Source organism: Streptomyces sp. NPDC006510 (assembly GCF_040611955.1).
Classification (GTDB): Bacteria; Actinomycetota; Actinomycetes; order Streptomycetales; family Streptomycetaceae; genus Streptomyces.
In genome coordinates, this window is sequence record NZ_JBEXPH010000007.1 from 77,162 (window position 1) to 94,422 (window position 17,261).

General features: G+C 70.0%; 6 protein-coding genes. 3 read left to right on the plus strand and 3 right to left on the minus strand.

What is annotated here, in order from left to right; all coding sequences use genetic code 11:
* Window positions 1-166 precede the first annotated feature (166 nt).
* Genes ABZY11_RS04270 through ABZY11_RS04280 form a run of 3 tightly spaced genes read right to left on the minus strand, consistent with a single transcriptional unit; the run spans window position 167 to window position 3,401 of the window.
* Window positions 167-1,144 carry a hypothetical protein gene (locus tag ABZY11_RS04270; protein ID WP_356477646.1) on the minus strand — a complete coding sequence of 326 codons (978 nt, stop codon included), beginning with the start codon at window positions 1,142-1,144 and terminating at the stop codon, window positions 167-169.
* Complete coding sequence (locus ABZY11_RS04275; protein ID WP_356477647.1) at window positions 1,122-2,234, minus strand: DUF3696 domain-containing protein; 1,113 nt, start codon at window positions 2,232-2,234, stop codon at window positions 1,122-1,124. The genes ABZY11_RS04270 and ABZY11_RS04275 overlap by 23 nt, the downstream gene beginning before the upstream one ends.
* A complete protein-coding gene (locus ABZY11_RS04280; RefSeq protein ID WP_356477648.1) occupies window positions 2,235-3,401 on the minus strand; it encodes a DUF262 domain-containing protein in 1,167 nt (388 codons plus the stop codon). It lies immediately after the preceding gene.
* Between the two features lie 266 nt (window positions 3,402-3,667).
* Here ABZY11_RS04280 and ABZY11_RS04285 point away from each other — a divergent pair, with 266 nt between their 5' ends.
* From ABZY11_RS04285 to ABZY11_RS04295, 3 genes are read left to right on the plus strand one after another with little or no spacing between them, the layout of a single operon-like run.
* Window positions 3,668-10,021, plus strand: a complete 6,354-nt coding sequence (locus tag ABZY11_RS04285; RefSeq protein WP_356477649.1) for a protein kinase — start codon at window positions 3,668-3,670, stop codon at window positions 10,019-10,021.
* A gap of 56 nt (window positions 10,022-10,077) precedes the next feature.
* A complete protein-coding gene (locus tag ABZY11_RS04290; RefSeq protein WP_356477650.1) occupies window positions 10,078-13,038 on the plus strand; it encodes a DEAD/DEAH box helicase in 2,961 nt (986 codons plus the stop codon).
* Entirely contained in the window at window positions 13,038-17,159 is a 4,122-nt protein-coding gene (locus ABZY11_RS04295; protein WP_356477651.1) for a DNA methyltransferase, read from the plus strand. The genes ABZY11_RS04290 and ABZY11_RS04295 overlap by 1 nt, the downstream gene beginning before the upstream one ends.
* The last annotated feature ends 102 nt before the right edge of the window (window positions 17,160-17,261 follow it).

Here is a 17,261-nt window from a genome sequence, read left to right on the forward strand (position 1 = left end):
CCGCAGGTCAGCACCCCACAACCACCCATCGCGGCAGGTCACGGGGCCGCCTGGTCTCTTCCGGGATATCTGAGAGCCCAGCGCTGTAATGCCGTCGCACCTGATCAACCTGCCGAAATGCAAGCAGGAAACGAGGTGCGACGACACACCGCGGCCGCCCCCGCGCTCAGGTGTCCAGGTGATCCACGAAGATACCGATGAGTATGCGACCGCCGAGGCGGGGCTCGGGCAGACTGAAGTGGACGCGGTTGCGGTGCCGTTCTTTCTTGCCGTGCCACTCGCAGTGGTAGGTCTCGCCCTCGTGGTCGACGTCCCGCTGCTTCATGATCGCGGGTTTGGACCGGGTGTTGGGGCTCTCGGGAGACAGGTCCAGGCCGAAGCGCCCCAGCTCCGCCTGCACCTGGTGCGGCTGCCCCGAGTGCAGGGCCATGGCGTCGGCGAAGTGGTCGTGCACCACGCTCAGGAGCCGTGCGACCCAGTCGCGCATCTCCGGATAGGTGCCGTCGAACTTGCGGAAGGAGAGGGAGTCGGCGAAGACCAGCCCCGGGAAGCTCCGGCGGGCGTGGTCGAAGAAGTTCTGCTCCGTGATGTTCTCCCGCTCGAAGAGGGAACGCCAGAACTCGGAAAGTGCGGGGGCCTCGACGAGGTGGAATACCTCCTCGGCCATCGGCTCACCCGTCGCCCCGCCGACGGCGGAGACCGGAAGCCAGCCGCGGCGGTCTTCGGCGGGGAAGACCAGGCATGCGACGTGGCGCTTCTGCCGCGCCTGCCACCAGGCGTAGCAGAGGGACCAGGCGAGGTCCCGGTCGGTGCCCGCCACTTCGACGCGGTCGGGCAGGCCGGGGAGGTCCGTGTCCCAGGTGGGGCAGCGGTCCATGAGTCTGACCATCCTCAACCGTGCGTCCCGCCCGGCCCGCGGCGCCTCCCCCTCGTACAGCACGTCGTAGACCGCTCGGTCGTCCGCGCACTCCACATCCCACCAGAACGGCGAGACGGCAACCGTCTGCTCTTCGGATAACTCCTCCAGCGTGTCGCTGAAATCGTCCAGCAGGTCCGTCAACCGCTCCTCCGCCAGCCCCCGGAAGTCGAAGGACGACTCGTCCACGACGATCCGGTACGGCTCACCGCCCCCTGCGCCTCGCACGTGCCAACCTCCCCAGGTCCTGCTCGATCTGGTCGAAGAAGCCCCGCGGCCACTCGGTCAGTTCGCCCTTGGCGGTGAACTCAATGGACACGGAACCGGCTTCCTCCTCGCCGAAGTAGTGCACGACCGCGTCCTCGGGCCGCAGGCTCTGCTCCTCCGCCACGGCCAGCCGGGCGCCGTTGAGGACGTGGTCACTGTGCGTCTCCACGATCACCTGGGCACCGGTCCCCGCGACCCGGGCGAGGAAGCGGCCCAGCTTGGACTGGCCGCCGGGGTGGAGGTGCGCCTCCGGGTTCTCGACAATCAACAGGTCCCCGGGACCGGCGAGAAGACCCGCGACGATCACAGGCAGGGCGTAGGAGAACCCGAAGCCCATGTTGGCCGGGCGGATCGGCTCGCTCAGCAGGCCCGGCTCCTGGAAGCGGATGGTGCTTGCCGTGATCCCGGGCGGCCACTGTGCGGTGATCTTGATGGGGCGGATGATGTCGGAGGCCCAGGTCTCCACCTGTGTGCGCAGGGTAGTGACGTTGTGCGTGCTCCAGGTCGATGGGTGGAGCAGCGGCTCGGACACCGCCCGGGTCTCATGCAGGGCGAGCACTTGCGCGGTGTATTCCCCTTGCACGCCAACTCCGAGGAGATCGGGATGCTCGGCGGAGACGCCCAGCTGATCACGGGGCCCGAGACGCTCGGCGCACAGATAGGTGAACGCGCTTCCCCTGCCGCACAGTGCCGCCGGCGGCCGACCGCCCTCGTCGGCAACCCGCAGGTAGAGCGCCTGCTCGTCGGGGACCGTGAATCGGTGCACGCTCGGCGACTCCGCATGGTCGCCGACGATCTCGATCTCGATGGTGGAGTCGGGGGCGTCCGGGTGAAGGACTTCGTGTGCCTCGCCCAGGGCGAGTCCGTACGGGCCGTTGAGCTGCACCACCTGGCCGGCCGGTGCGTCCACGAGCTGCCGGGCCAGCAGCAGGCTCTGGATGGCGGTGCTCTTTCCGGTGCCGTTGAGTCCGGTGAGCACGGTGAGGGGACGCAGGCCGAAGGACTCGTCGGCGAAGCGTTTGAAGTACCGGACGCGCAGGTCGGTGATCATCTACCGACCCTCCGCGATCCGGGCAGTGGCCTCGAACCGGTACATCACCCGGCGGACATCGCCCGTGGAGGAGGTGATGGCCTCCAAGTAACGATAGTCGTGTGTCATCAGCTCGCGTGCGAAGGCGACGATCTCTTCGCGGCGCCGCTCAAGGTCCGCGGCCTCGTGCTCGGCGAGGGTGATCGACCAGGCCTCGAAGAGTGCCCGGTTGATCGGGTTCCGGCCGGACTGACGCAGCGGCCACTTGCGGAACGCCTGGTCACCAAAGACCAGACGGGCATTCACCATGGCCTTGCGGAAGGCCGTCATGAGGTCTTCGACCCTGGCCCGGGTGACGTCCTTCTCGTTGTCCAGCATGGTGGTGGTGCGCTGGAGGAAGGGGTCCATCGCAGCGTACTTCGCGTAGCCGTCCGCGCCCATCAGCCAGAACGCGGCAAAGCGCAGGGCCATCTCCCGGTCGTTCATCCGGATATGACCACCCATGTCGTTGGTCGCCGCGTTGAACTCCGCCGTGGAGGTCATCTCCCGCAGGATGGTCCGGCTGCGGTCCTTGCTCATGCAGTGCCGGATCTCCTGAGCGTTCAGGGGCGTACCGCCCGTGTTGATGCGCTTGAAGATGTCGTACATGACGTCCGACGGAGTCGTCGGGTCGATGACGTTGGTGACGATCTGAGTGTTGTAGATGCGCCTCTTCCATGGGGCAGGGAGGTCCTCGAAGCGCTTCCCCTCCACCGCGCTCTGCAGGTACTCCAGGCCCTTCAGCGCGAATCCCAGCTCCTCTCCCCCGCGCACGAAGTCGCGGATGGTCGACAGGCGCTGGAGGCCGTCGACCACGCGCATGAGCCCGTCCGTGTCCTCGGCGAAGTAGAAGGCGGGGAGGGGGATCTGCAGGAGTACGGACTCGATGAGCCTCGACTTCTGCACCGGCTTCCACACCTGGCCGCGCTGGAAGTCCGGGGCCAGTTCCAGCGAATCGTCCTCGATCATGTCCAAGACGTTGCGCAACGAGAACTGTTTGGTGTTGACCCGGATCTGCTCCGGGTTCCACGGCCGCTCGATCTCCGGGGGCGCGTCCTCGGTTTCCGTCTCCGCCTCGACTCCGGTGCCCGTGTCGAGGAAGTGCTCCTCCGTGATCTTTGGCGGCTGGGGGGTGTCCGAGGTCGTCATGGGACGATCGTAGCCGGGCAGTCGGTGCCTGCCAGGGGCCTTACCTGCCCAGAGAGAGCTGGGGTTGTGGAGCCCACCTCGTCATTCTCACTTGCGCGTTCACCGACCACACCATTGCGGTACCCCCTGCCCGATCCCGCCATACCACCGGACACACCCCGCCGAACCATGTTGACATTGTCAACACATCTGTTTAGCCTCGTCCGATAGGATTCTGGTGTACACTCCTGCGGGATGTACGCGACAGGTGAACGGGGGGAGGGCCAGTGAGCCTGGAGACGGTCGACGCGCGGTTCCGGATCACGGGAATCGTGGGGCGCGGGAACATGGGCGAAGTACACCGGGCCGAAGACCTTAGGGCCGCCCCGGACTCCCCGCACCGGGAGGTCGCGGTCAAGACCGTGCTGCGCGGCCGGACCGGGATCGCCGTCGACACCTCGGGATCCAACAAGGAGATCGACCGCTTCCGCCGGGAAGTGCGGATCATGCGCATGCTCTCCCAGGGCCACCCGAACCTCACCCGGCTGTTCGACGGCGGCGTCGACGGAGCGCCGGGCGGCAGTGGTCTGCCCTACCTCGCCATGGAGTTGCTGGACGGGCACACTCTCGCGGACCTCATCGGCGAAGAGCCCCAGCTCCCGGTCTCCTGGGCCGCCGCCGTCGGGGCGCAGATCGCCTCCGGTCTCGCCGCCGCACACACGGCCGGGGTCGTCCACCGCGACCTGAAGCCCGCCAACGTGATGCTGACCCAGGACGGCACGGTCAAGATCCTCGACTTCGGCATGGGCTCGATCGTCGACGATCCCGACCAGACGCGCCTGACCAGCACGGGTGTCAGCGTCGGCACGGCCCGCTACATGGCGCCCGAGCAGTTCCGCGCCGAGCGCGTCTCCGCCCTCGCCGACCTCTACGCGCTCGGCTGCATCCTGTACGAACTGCTGGTCGGGCAGCCGCCGTTCTCCGCCAGAACCCCGTACGAGCTCTCCGAGCAGCACCAGCACGAGCAGCCGCCGTCGCTGACCCTGGTCCGCCCGGACCTGCCCGCCGGGCTGGTCCGGCTCGTGGACCGGCTTCTGGAGAAGGACGCCGAGCTCCGGCCCGAGAACGCCGCTCTGGTCCGTGACGCGCTGGTCCCGCTCGCGCTCGCGCCGGACGACACCGCCGCACTGCTGGCTCCGCACTGGCAGGTGATGGACCCGGTGGCGCGGCTGCGGGCTCTGTTGCCGGAGCGCACCCCGGCCGCACCCGCGCCCGTGCCGCGCAGGAAGCCGCGCCTGCCCGAGACGATGGACGTCTTCGGTATCCATGCCGACCTGATCAGTGAGTACGAGAACTTCACCCGGAGCGCGACGGTGTTCCGGGACGCCCGGATCGACGGCTTCGTCAAGGACGACCTGGCGGCGAAGTCGCAGTGGCCCGACCCGTGGCTGTCGTTGAACCCGTTCTTCGCCGACGGCGGCCAGGTCACCGACCTCGTGCGGGACGGCGTGCTGCACCCCCGGTGCGCGGAGATCTTCCAGGCGGACAAGAAGGAGACCTCGCCGCGCCCGGACGGCCGTCCGCTCACCTTCCATCTCCACCAGCGGCAGGCGATCGAGGCCGCGCAGGCGGGCGACTCCTATGTACTGACCACCGGCACCGGTTCCGGGAAGTCCCTGTCGTACATCGTCCCGATCGTGGACCACGTCCTGAAGGAACGCGAGGCGGCCGGTCCGGGCGCGGGGGGCCGGGTCCGCGCGATCGTCGTGTATCCGATGAACGCCCTGGCCAACTCCCAGCTGATGGAGCTGGAGAAGTACCTGCGCCACGGTTTCGGGGTCGGCCGCGAGCCGGTCACCTTCGCCCGCTACACCGGTCAGGAGTCCGAGGAACAGCGGCGGGAGCTGCGCAAGAACCCTCCGGACATCCTGCTGACGAACTACGTGATGCTGGAGCTGATGCTGACCCGGCCGGACGACCGGTCCAGCCTGATCCGTATGGCCGACGGTCTGCAGTTCCTCGTCTTCGACGAGTTGCACACCTACCGGGGCAGGCAGGGCGCGGATGTGGCGTTCCTGATCCGCCGGGTCCGTGAGGCCTGCCGGGCCTCGGCGACCCTGCAGTGCATCGGCACCTCGGCGACCATGTCCACCGAGGGCTCCTGGGAGGACCAGCAGCGCGAAGTCGCCAGGGTCGCCGGCCGGCTGTTCGGTACGACGGTGCTGCCGAAGCGGGTCATCGGCGAGACCCTCGTCCGGGCGACCGAGGAGGCCCCGGCGACCGTGCCCGCCGAGCGGCTGAGGGTGCCCGCGGCGCCCCGCTCGTACGAGGCGCTGACGAAGGACTCGCTGGCCCGCTGGGTGGAGTCCCGGTTCGGTCTGGAGCGCCAGGAGGGCACGGGTCGGCTCCGTCGCTGCGCACCGGGCACCGTCGAGGCCGCGGCGGCCGAGCTGACCGAGCAGTCCGGGGTGCCCGAGGAGAGAGTGCGCGAGGCGATCCGCACCACTCTGGAGGCGGGTGCGCAGGCGAAGCATCCGGTGACGGAGCAGCCGCTGTTCGCCTTCCGGCTGCACCAGTTCCTCTCCAAGGGCGACACCGTCTACACCACGCTGGAGGACCCGCTCACCCGGCCGCTCACCCGCACCTACCAGCTGGAGCAGCCGGACAGCGACGGCAAGCCGCTGTTCCCGCTGGCGTTCTGCCGTGAGTGCGGTCAGGAGTACCTGACCGTCTGGCGCTCCGAGGAGAACGGCGCGTACCGGTACGAGCCGCGTCGGAACACCTCCGCGTCGGGCGGCCGCGACGGCGAGGGCTACCTGTACCTGGGCATGCCCGGGGAGGACTACGAGTGGCCGGCCGATCCGCAGAGCGCCGTGGACGACAGGCGGTTGCCGGAGTCCTGGCTGGAGCCGGACGCGCAGGGCATGACCGTCGTCAAGAAGTCCTACCGTCCCCGGGTGCCCAAGCGCGTCGTCGTGGACGCGTTCGGAAACGAGTCGGGCGAGGGACTGGTGGCGGCATTCGTCCCGGCGCCGTTCCTGTTCTGCGTGCACTGCCAGGTCTCCTACGAGCAGACCCGCGGTCGGGACTTCGCCAAGCTGGCCACCCTGGACCAGGAGGGGCGTTCCTCGGCCACCTCCCTGATCTCCGCGTCGATCGTGAAGTCCCTGCGCGCGGTGCCCGAGGAGAGCCTGGGCAAGGAGGCGCGCAAGCTGCTCACCTTCGTCGACAACCGGCAGGACGCCTCGCTCCAGGCCGGCCACTTCAACGACTTCGCGCAGGTGACCCAGTTGCGCGGCGCGCTGTACCAGGCCGCGGCGCAGGCGGGTGAGGAGGGGCTGCGCCACGACGACCTCGCCGAGGCGGTGACCGGGGTGATGGGGTTGTCGCCCCGTGAGTACGCCGGGGGTGCCTCCCTTGCTCCCTCCATGGAACGCCGTGCGACGAAGGCCTTCCGCGATGTCGTGGGGTACCGGCTCTACCGGGACCTGGAACGCGGCTGGCGCATCACGATGCCCAACCTCGAACAGACGGGGCTGCTGCGGATCGACTACGAGGACCTGGACTGGATCGCCGCCCAGCCGGACCGCTGGCAGTCCGCGCACGCCGTCCTGCGCGACGCCGACCCCGCCCTGCGCGAGGAGGTCGCCCGCACGCTGCTCGACCACATGCGGCGGGCCCTCGCCATCGACGTCCAGTACTTCCGCGACGACTTCGACACCCTGCAGCGGGCGAGCGAGGAACGCCTCGTCGGGCCGTGGGTCCTGAGCGAGAGCGACAAGCCCACCGTCGGCACCGCGTACCCGTACGGTTCGAGGCCGGGCATGGAGCGCTCCGCGCTGTTCCTGTCGGCCCGCGGCAAGTTCGGCAAGTACCTCCGGCGAAACATGCCCGAGCTGCGTGCTCTGTCGCTGGACGACGTCCAGGGCGTCATCGGGGACCTGCTGAAGGTGCTGCTCCAGGCGGAGTTGGTGCGCGAGGTGGAGGCGGCCCCCGAGCACTCCGGCCCCGCCTTCCGCCGCCGGGCGACCGAGAAGCGCACCGGTTACCGGGTGTCGGCCGCAGCCCTGGTCTGGCGGGCCGGGGACGGTGAGCGGGGTGCGGTCGACCCGCTGGCGCGCACGTACAGCAGCGGTGAGGGCCCGCGCGTCAACCCGTTCTTCCGCGATCTGTACCGGACGGCGGCGGCCGAGCTGGCCGGACTGTTCGCCCGGGAACACACCGCGCAGGTCACCCCGGAGGACCGGCTGGAGCGCGAGCAGGAGTTCCGGAAGGCCGAACTGCCCCTGCTGTACTGCTCTCCGACGATGGAGCTGGGCGTGGACATCTCCTCGCTCAACGCCGTGCTGATGCGCAATGTGCCGCCGACCCCGGCGAACTACGCGCAGCGATCGGGCCGGGCCGGCCGTTCCGGTCAGCCCGCGCTGGTGACCACGTACTGCGCCACGGGCAACAGCCACGACCAGTACTACTTCCGCCGTTCCCAGGACATGGTGTCCGGGCAGGTGGCGCCCCCGCGTCTGGACCTCGCGAACGAGGATCTGGTCCGCTCCCACCTCCAGGGCATCTGGCTGGCGGAGACCGGGATGAAGCTGGGCATCGCGATCCCTGACGTCGTCGACGTGGCCTACGACCCCGACGACAGCGACCGCCCCGATCCGCGGATGCCGCTGCCGCTCCTCCCCCACATCCGCGACCTGTCCCTGGACGAGGGCGCGCGCCGACGCGCGGTCGCCGCCGCCCGTACCGTCCTCGCCCCGCTGATCGCGGACTTCGCGGCCACCACCTGGTGGTACGACGAGTGGATCGAGGACCGGATCGATCGGGCGCCGCACTGGTTCGACGAATCCTTCGAGCGGTGGCGCGAGCTGTTCCGGGCTTCCGTCGTCGATCAGTACGAGCAGAACAAGCGGGTCGTCGACCACACGCTCTCGCAGGGCGAGCAGAGCCGGGCACGCACCCGGCGCCGCGAGGCCGAGACCCAGACGAACCTGTTGCTGAACCGCTCGTCCGACAGCAAGTCGGTGATGAGCGACTTCAATCCGTACCGCTATCTGGCATCCGAGGGGTTCCTGCCCGGCTACAGCTTCCCGCGGCTTCCGCTGGCCGCGTACATCCCGCGTTCCGGCAACCGTCGCAACGCCGACGGCGACTATCTGCAGCGTCCCCGGTTCCTCGCGATCCGGGAGTTCGGCCCCGGCGCGCTCATCTACCACGAGGGCGCCCGCTACCAGGTCACCCGTGTCCAGCTGCCGCCGGACGCCTCGGGCGACCTGGCGACGGCGGAGGCGCGGCGCTGCGACGGCTGTGGTTACCACCACGTCGTCGAGCCCGGTGTGGACGTGTGCGCAATGTGCAAGGAGACCCTGGGGGCCAAGCGCACCGGCCTGCTCCACCTGCACACCGTGTACACCACCCCGCGCGAGCGGATCTCCTCCGACGAGGAGGAGCGCCGCCGGGCCGGTTTCCGCCTGGAGACCTCGTACGCGTTCCAGGACCACGGCGCCCGCAAGGGACGCCTCACCTCGCACGTCACCGACACCGACGGTGCGCCGGTCCTCGATCTGGACTACGGCGACTCGGCGACCGTCCGCATCACCAACCTCGGCCGGGTCCGCGACAAGGAGGGCGAGCCGGACGGTTACTGGCTCGATCTCGGCGACGGCCGCTGGCTCAACGACCGGGCCGCCGCGGACGCCATCGAGGGCACCGGCATGCCGGTGGTCGACGAGGACGGCAACGAGAAGCGCCGCAAGAAGCGCGTCCTGCCCTATGTGGAGGACCGCCGCAACATCCTCGTGGTCACCCTGGACGAACCGCAGCCCGAGCCGGTGGCGTGGTCGTTCCTGTACGCGCTGGAGCGGGGTATCGAGGCCGCGTTCGAGCTGGAGGGCTCCGAGCTGACCGCCGAACTGCTGCCTCCGGACGACGGCCCGCGGCGTCGCATCCTGTTCACGGAGGCGGCCGAGGGCGGCGCCGGTGTGCTGCGGCGCATCCAGCACGACAAGGACGCCCTCGCCAGGGCCGCCAGGACCGCCCTGGAGATCTGCCACTTCGACCCGGAGACGGGCGAGGACGAGGGCGGTCCGGCGGAGGGCGAGAAGTGCGCCCGCGGCTGCTACGCCTGTCTGCTGACCTACGCCAACCAGACGCACCACCGCAATCTGAGCCGGTACAGCGCGCAGCCACTGCTCGCGCGGCTGGCCACCGCCCGTACCGAGCGGGAGGACCGCGGCGAGTCCCGCAGCGAACGCTTCCGCAGGCTGGCCCCGGCAGCGAACAGCGACACCGAAACGCCCAGGGCCGCGGCGCCCGCGGCGACCCCGCTGGAGACGGATCTGGGTGCCCTCGTCGCGAGCGGCGACCTGCTCGGCTGGCTCAGGGCGAAGGGTTTCCGGCTGCCGGACGAGGTCAAGGTCCTCGTCCCGGAGGCGGGGGCCTGCCCGGATCTCGTCTTCCGCCTGAATGGTGCCAACCTCGCCGTGTTCGTCGACGTCCCCGGCCGGGCGGCCGATTCGACCCGCGACATCGAGGCCGGCTACCGCCTGGAGGAGGCCGGCTGGGACGTCCTGCGCTTCCCGACGGACGCGGACTGGGACGCCATCACCGAGCACAACACCACCTACTTCCACCTGCGTTGATCGCCTCACCCCCGCTCGCCTCACCCCCCGCTCGATCCAAGGAACTGGGACATCTCATGAGCCTCATGTACACAGCCGGCTCCCTGGTCGCCGCCCGTGGCCGGGAATGGGTGGTGCTGCCCGAGAGCGCCCCCGACATGCTGGTGCTGCGCCCCCTGGGCGGGAGCGAGGACGACATCGCGGCCGTCTTCCCCTCCTTCGAGGAGGTGCGCCCGGCCGAATTCGCGGCACCGGGCCCGGACGACCTGGGTGACCAGCGGTCCGCCGGTCTGCTGCGCACGGCGCTCCGTATCGGCTTCCGTTCGGGCGCGGGCCCGTTCCGCTCGCTGGCCTCGATCGCCGTGGAGCCGAGGGCCTATCAGCTGGTCCCGCTGCTGATGGCGCTGCGGCAGCGCACCGTGCGGCTGCTGATCTCGGACGACGTCGGCATCGGCAAGACGGTCGAGGCCGGTCTGATCGCCAAGGAGCTGCTCGCACAGGGCGAGGCGGCCCGGCTGGCGGTGCTGTGCTCCCCGGCGCTGGCCGAGCAGTGGCAGTCGGAGCTGCGGGAGAAGTTCGCCATCGACGCCGAACTGGTCCTGGCCTCCACGGTGTCGCGCCTGGAACGCGGCCTGGAGCTGGGCCAGTCCCTGTTCGACAAATACCCGTACACGATCATCTCGACGGACTTCATCAAGTCGACCCGGCACCGCGAGGACTTCGTACGGAACTGCCCCGACCTGGTGATCGTCGACGAGGCCCACTCCTGCGTGGCCGCCGACGACACCACTCAGGGCTCCGCCTCCCACGCCAACCAGCTCCGCTACGAGCTGCTGCGCAAGGTCTCCGCCGACATGGGCCGGCATCTGCTGCTGCTGACCGCGACCCCGCACTCCGGCAAGGAGTCCGCGTTCCGCAACCTGCTCGGCCTGGTGCGGCCCGAACTCGCGACGCTGGACCTGGAGTCCCCCGCGGGACGGGCAAGGCTCGCCGAGCACTTCGTGGCCCGCAAGCGCGCCGACGTACGCAATTACCTCACCAAGGAGGACGGGCTCGCCGACGACTCCCTGGCCGAGCGGACCGCCTTCCCGTCCGACCGCTGGACGAAGGACGAGCCGTACAAGCTGACGCCCGCCTACCGGGCGCTGCTCGACGACGCCATCGCGTACGCGCGCGACCGCGTCGCGACCGCGGGCGAGCAGGGCAGGCGGGAGGCACGGATCGCCTGGTGGTCGGTGATCGCCCTGCTGCGCTCGATGGTGTCCTCGCCCGCTGCCGCCGCGCAGACCCTGAAGACCCGCTCCGAGTCCGCCGCCGCCCGCACCGCGCAGGAGGCGGACGCGCTGGGCTTCCCGGTGGCCGCCGATTCCGCCGACAACGACCGGCTCGAAGGCATGGACGTCGCGCCGGGCGCCGCCGAGTCGGAGGAGGCGGGTGCCCGGCTGCTCGAACTCTCCCAGCGGGCCGCCGAGCTCGTCGGCCCGGCCGGGGACGCGAAGCTGAAGGCGCTCACCCGGCATCTGAAGAGCCTGATCGCCGACGGCTATCACCCGATCGTCTTCTGCCGCTACATCCCCACCGCCGAGTACCTCGCCACGCAGCTGGAGGGCAAGCTCGGCAAGAGGACGAGGATCGCCGCGGTGACCGGCACCCTGTCCCCGCAGCAGCGCCTGGAGCGCATCGAGCAGCTCGCCGCCGAAACCGCCGAGGAGGCCGGTGACCCGGCCGTCCGCCGCGTCCTGATCGCCACCGACTGCCTCTCCGAAGGCGTCAACCTCCAGCACCACTTCGACGCCGTCGTCCACTACGACCTGGCCTGGAACCCCACCCGCCACGACCAGCGCGAGGGCCGTGTCGACCGCTACGGGCAGAAGCGCGACCAGGTCCGTGTCATCACCATGTTCGGCGAGGACAACGGCATCGACGGCAAGGTCCTGGAGGTGCTGTTCATGAAGCACCGGCAGATCATGAAGGACCTGGGCATCTCCGTCTCCGTCCCCGACGAGACCGCCTCCGGCGTCACCGACGCGGTGGTGGAGTGGCTGCTGCTGCACGGGCGGCAGGGCAGCCAGGAGAGCCTGTTCGAACTGGACAGCCACCAGGAGTCGTTCGACCGCATCGAGCGCGAGTGGAACTCGGCCGCCGAACGCGAGAAGACGTCCCGCTCCAAGTACGCCCAGCGCGCGATCCACCCGGAGGAGGTGGCGCGCGAGGTCGCCGCCGTACGGGCCGCGCTCGGCGGCGCGGAGGAGGTCCGCGACTTCGCCCTGGAGGCGCTGGGCGGCCTGGACACGCTGGTCCGTGACCCGCGTGACGGCAGCGGGGACTTCACGGCCCAGCCCGGTGGCGCCCCGGCCGGCCTGCGCGACGCGCTCGCCGCCACGCTCGGCGGACGGCTCGTCGAGGAGGACCGGGAGATCCCCTTCCGCGCCACGCCCGCGATCGCGCGCGGCGAGGCCGCCCTGGTGCGCACCGACCCGGTGATCGGCGCCATCGCCTCGTACGTCCTGGACTCGGCCCTCGACGCGAACACTCCTGGCCCCCGGCCGGCCCGCCGCTGCGGCGTCGTCACCACGGACGCGGTCACCGTACGCACCACGCTCCTGCTGGTCCGCTACCGCTTCCACCTCACGCTCCCGTCCCGCAGCGGCGAGCGGCAGCTGGTCGCCGAGGACGCCCGTCTGCTCGCGTACGAGGGGATGCCGTCGCGCGCGCGCTGGCTGGACGACGACGCGACCGCCGCCCTCCTCGCGGCCCGCGCCACCGCCAACACCCACGAGCAGCTGGTCCGCAACCAGATCACCAAGGACCTGAACGGCCTGCCGGACCTCGCCGCGCACCTCACCGAGTACGGCACCCGTCTGGCCGCCGAACTCGACGCCTCGCACCGCCGGGTCCGCAAGGCGAACGAGGAGATCGTCCGCGGCCTGAAGGTCGTCCCGCAGGAGCCCGCCGACGTCCTCGGCGTCTACGTCTACCTGCCGCAGCAGCCCGCCCCCGCCGCGTCCGCCTCTACCGTGTCCGGAGCCGAAGCCTGATGTCCGCCGCCACCCGCACCGCCCTGGCCTTCACCGCCGTCACCCCGGTCGGCGGCCTGCTCCCCTCCGACATGCTGCTGCGCATCGCGGAGGCCCGGAACCTGCCGGGCACCAAGCCCGCCGACTACGGCCTGCCCGCCTCGGTGCCCGTACGCAACGAGGCCGAGCGCGCCTGGGAGTACCTCAAGCCCCTCTGGCGCGACCTGCGCGCCGCGCTGCCCTCGGACCCGGCCACCGGCGCACCCGCCGCCGACCCGACGGGCCGCGCCGGCACGGACTGGCTCGCCCAGCTCTTCCGCAAGCTGGACTTCGGCGCGCTGACGGAGGTCGGCGCGGCGGGGATTCCGGCGGACTCCGACCCGGACAAGCGCTTCCCGGTCTCGCACCGCCACGGTCCGGCGCTCATCCACCAGGTCCCCTGGAACCAGGACCTCGACAAGCGCCCGGCCCCCGGCCAGGTCCCGCCCCAGTCGATGGTCCAGGACTGTCTGAACCGCACCGAGGCCCACCTGTGGGCGATCGTCACCAACGGCCGCCGGCTGCGCCTGCTGCGCGACTCGTCGTCCTTCTCCACGGCGGCCTACGTCGACTTCGACCTGGAAGCCCTCTTCGACGGCGAGCTGTTCAGCGAATTCGTGCTGCTGTACAGCCTGCTGCACGCGTCGCGGTTCGCGGTGGCGGAGGGGACGGCGGCATCGGGGTGCTGGCTGGAGAAGTGGCGCGCCGAGGCCGTCACCTCCGGCACCCGCGCCCTGGACCAGCTCCGCCTGGGCGTCCAGAACGCCCTGACCGTCCTCGGCACCGGCTTCCTGCGCCACCCGGACAACGGCACGCTGCGGGAGAACACCGACCCGAAGGCCCTCCGGGACGCCCTGCTGCGCCTCGTCTACCGGCTGCTGTTCGTCTTCGTCGCCGAGGACCGCGACGCCCTGCTCGACCCGGAGGCCGACGACTCCCGGCGGGAGGCGTACGAGCGCTACTTCTCCTCCGCCCGGCTGCGCGAGCGCGCCCGCCGCCGCCAGGGCACGGCCCACGGCGATCAGTACGAGACCCTGCGCATCGTCCTCGAAGCCCTCGGCAAGGAAGGTGGCCGCCCCGAACTGGCCCTGCCCGGCCTCGGCGGCCTGTTCTCCCACACCGAGACCGACACGCCGCTCGACGGCCTGAAGCTGTCCAACGAGTCGCTGCTCTCCGCCGTCCGCCACCTCGCCCAGGTCCGTGACCCCGGCGCCCGGCGCTGGCGGCCCGTCGACTACCGCCACCTGGACGCTGAAGAGCTCGGCTCGGTCTACGAGTCCCTGCTTGAGCTGGAGCCGAAGCACTCCGCGGCGGACCGCTCCTTCGAGCTGGTGGAGGTGGCGGGCAACAGCCGTAAGACGACCGGCAGTTACTACACCCCGTCCTCGCTCATCGAGTGCCTGCTCGACACGACGCTCGACCCGGTGCTGGACGAAGCCTTCAAGCGGGGTGACCAGCGGGCCACCGCCGCCGGCCGCCCCGACCCGGCCGACGACATCGTCACCGAGTTGCTGTCCCTGACGGTCTGCGACCCGGCGTGCGGCTCCGGCCACTTCCTCGTCGCCTCGGCACGGCGTATCGCCAAGCGGGTGGCCTCGGTGCGCGAGCACAACCCGGAGCCGACGGACGGCGCCGTACGCCACGCCCTGCGCGAGGTCGTCGCCCGCTGCATCTACGGTGTCGACCTCAACCCGATGGCCGTGGAACTGGCCAAGGTCTCCCTGTGGCTGGAGGCCATGGAACCGGGCAAGGCGCTCGGCTTCCTCGACGCCCACGTCAAGCACGGCAACGGCCTCATCGGCGCGACACCGAAGCTGCTGGCGGACGGCGTCCCCGACGACGCCTTCAAGCCGATCGAGGGCGACGACAAGAAGCACGCCTCCGGCCTCGTCAAGCGCAACAAGGCCCAGCGCGGCGGCCAGGACGAACTCCTCTTCGACACGGAGCCCCTGCCGGGCAACGAGCGGTACGCCGTCGAGCTCGCCCGGATCACCGCTGCCCCCGCCGATTCACTGGAGGACGTGCACGCCCAGGAGGCCGCGTATCGGGTGTACGTGGAGTCGTCAGCGTATGTCCAGGACCTCCACGCCGCCGACGCCTGGTGCGCGGCGTTCGTGTGGCCCAAGCACGCGGGTGCGCCGGAGGCCCCGACCGACCAGGTGTTCCGGGCGCTGCGGGGCCGGGACCAGTCCTCGGTGTCGGATGCGACGCACGAGGAGATCCTGCGGCTGCGGGACCAGTACCGGTTCTTCCACTGGCACCTGGAGTTCCCGGAGGTATTCGCCGTCCCGGAGTCGGGTGTTGGTGTGCAGGGCGGTACGGGGTGGGCCGGCGGGTTCGACGCGGTTGTGGGGAACCCGCCGTGGGAGCGCGTGAAGCTCCAGGAGCAGGAGTTCTTCGCCCAGCGTGACCCACGCATCGCTGAGGCCAAGAACGCCGCCGCCCGCAAGCGCCTGATCTCCGAACTGCGTGACGACCGCGACGGCGCGCACCTGTACGCCGAGTTCGAGGCCGCCAAGCGGCGCGCGGAGGGCGAGAGCCACTTCCTGCGCGTCAGCGCCCGCTTCCCGTTGACGGGGCGCGGCGACATCAACACGTACGCCGTCTTCACGGAGACGGACCGGGCGCTGACGGGGCCACGCGGGCGGACGGGCGTGATTGTGCCGACGGGGATCGCTACGGACGCAACGACGCAGTTCTTCTTCAAGGACATCGTCACGAAGGGCCAGCTCGCCGCCGTCTACGACTTCGAGAACGAGGACAAGGTCTTCCCCGAGGTCCACAACCAGCTGCGGTTCTGCCTGTTCTTGCTGCGCGGCTCAGGCAACCTTGATGAACCGATTCGGATGGTGTTCAAGGTACGGCAGCCCGAGCAGATCACCGATCGGAGCTACCTGCTGGCAGCTGAGGACATCCTGGCCATGAACCCGAACACCGGAACCTGCCCTGTGTTCAGCCACAAGCGGGACGCAGACATCACTCTGGGGATCTACCGCCGGATTCCGGTCCTGATCAACGAGACCAAAAAGGCTGGCGGAAACCCCTGGGACATCTCCTTCATGACCATGTTCCACATGTCGAATGACTCCCACCTGTTCCGTCCCTCCGCCCAGGACAACGAGACCTTCGACGACCTCCTCAAGACCGGTTGGAACCTTGACGGCAATGTGCTCGTGCGCGACGAGGAGCGCCTGCTCCCGCTGTACGAGGCGAAAATGCTGCACCACTACGACCACCACTTCTCCACGTACGAGAACGCCACGGAGAAGCAGCTCAACAAGGGCACCCTCCCGCGCTTCACCATGGAACAGCACCAGGTCGCCGCCGCCGTACCATTGCCTCGCTACTGGGTGCCGGAGCAGGATGTTCCGACCGGGGAAGTCGACAAGAGCGGAAAGCCCGCCATGGAGTCGGGTGTCCGCAGCCGCCTGGCCGCCAAGGGATGGGACCGAGAGTGGCTCTTCGGCTGGCGTGACATCTGCCGAGCGAGCGATGAGCGCACGCTGATCGCGGCGGCTGCTCCGGCCCACGGCTTCGGCCACCCCTACCCCTTGGCTTTCCCTACCTCTCCAGACCGGGCCCCTCTGCTGTCCGCTGTCTGGTCGTCCATGGTCTGCGACTACTCCGTCCGCCAGAAGATCGGCGGCACACACCTCACCTACGGGTACATCCAGCAGGCGCCCGTCCCCACCCCCGACCAGCTCGCGCCCCACACAGAGTTCATCACCCCCCGCCTCCTCGAACTCACCTACACCGCAACCGACATGGCCTCCTTCGCCCGCGACCTAGGCGACACCGGCGCCCCCTTCCGCTGGGACACCGACCGTCGCGCCGTCATCCGTGCCGAGCTGGACGCTCTCTTCTTCCACCTCTACGGCATCACCCGTGAGGACACCGCGTACATCCTGGACACCTTCAACGTCACCCGCGACAACGACATCAAGGCGCACGGCGAGTACCGCACCAAGAACCTGATCCTCGCCGAGTACGACCGCATGGCCGCCGCCGGGCTCACCCTGGAAACCCCGCTCACCGAGGGCGAGTCCGGCACCTACCGCTCCACCCTCACCCCGGCCCCCGGCCACGGCCCCCGCCACGCCTGATCACGCCCAAGGAGCCGAGCACTCCGTGGTACGCCGAAGCCAGACCAGTAACCCGCGCACGTCGGTCGTTCTGACCTCGGGCGCGGGATGGGGGACGCGTGC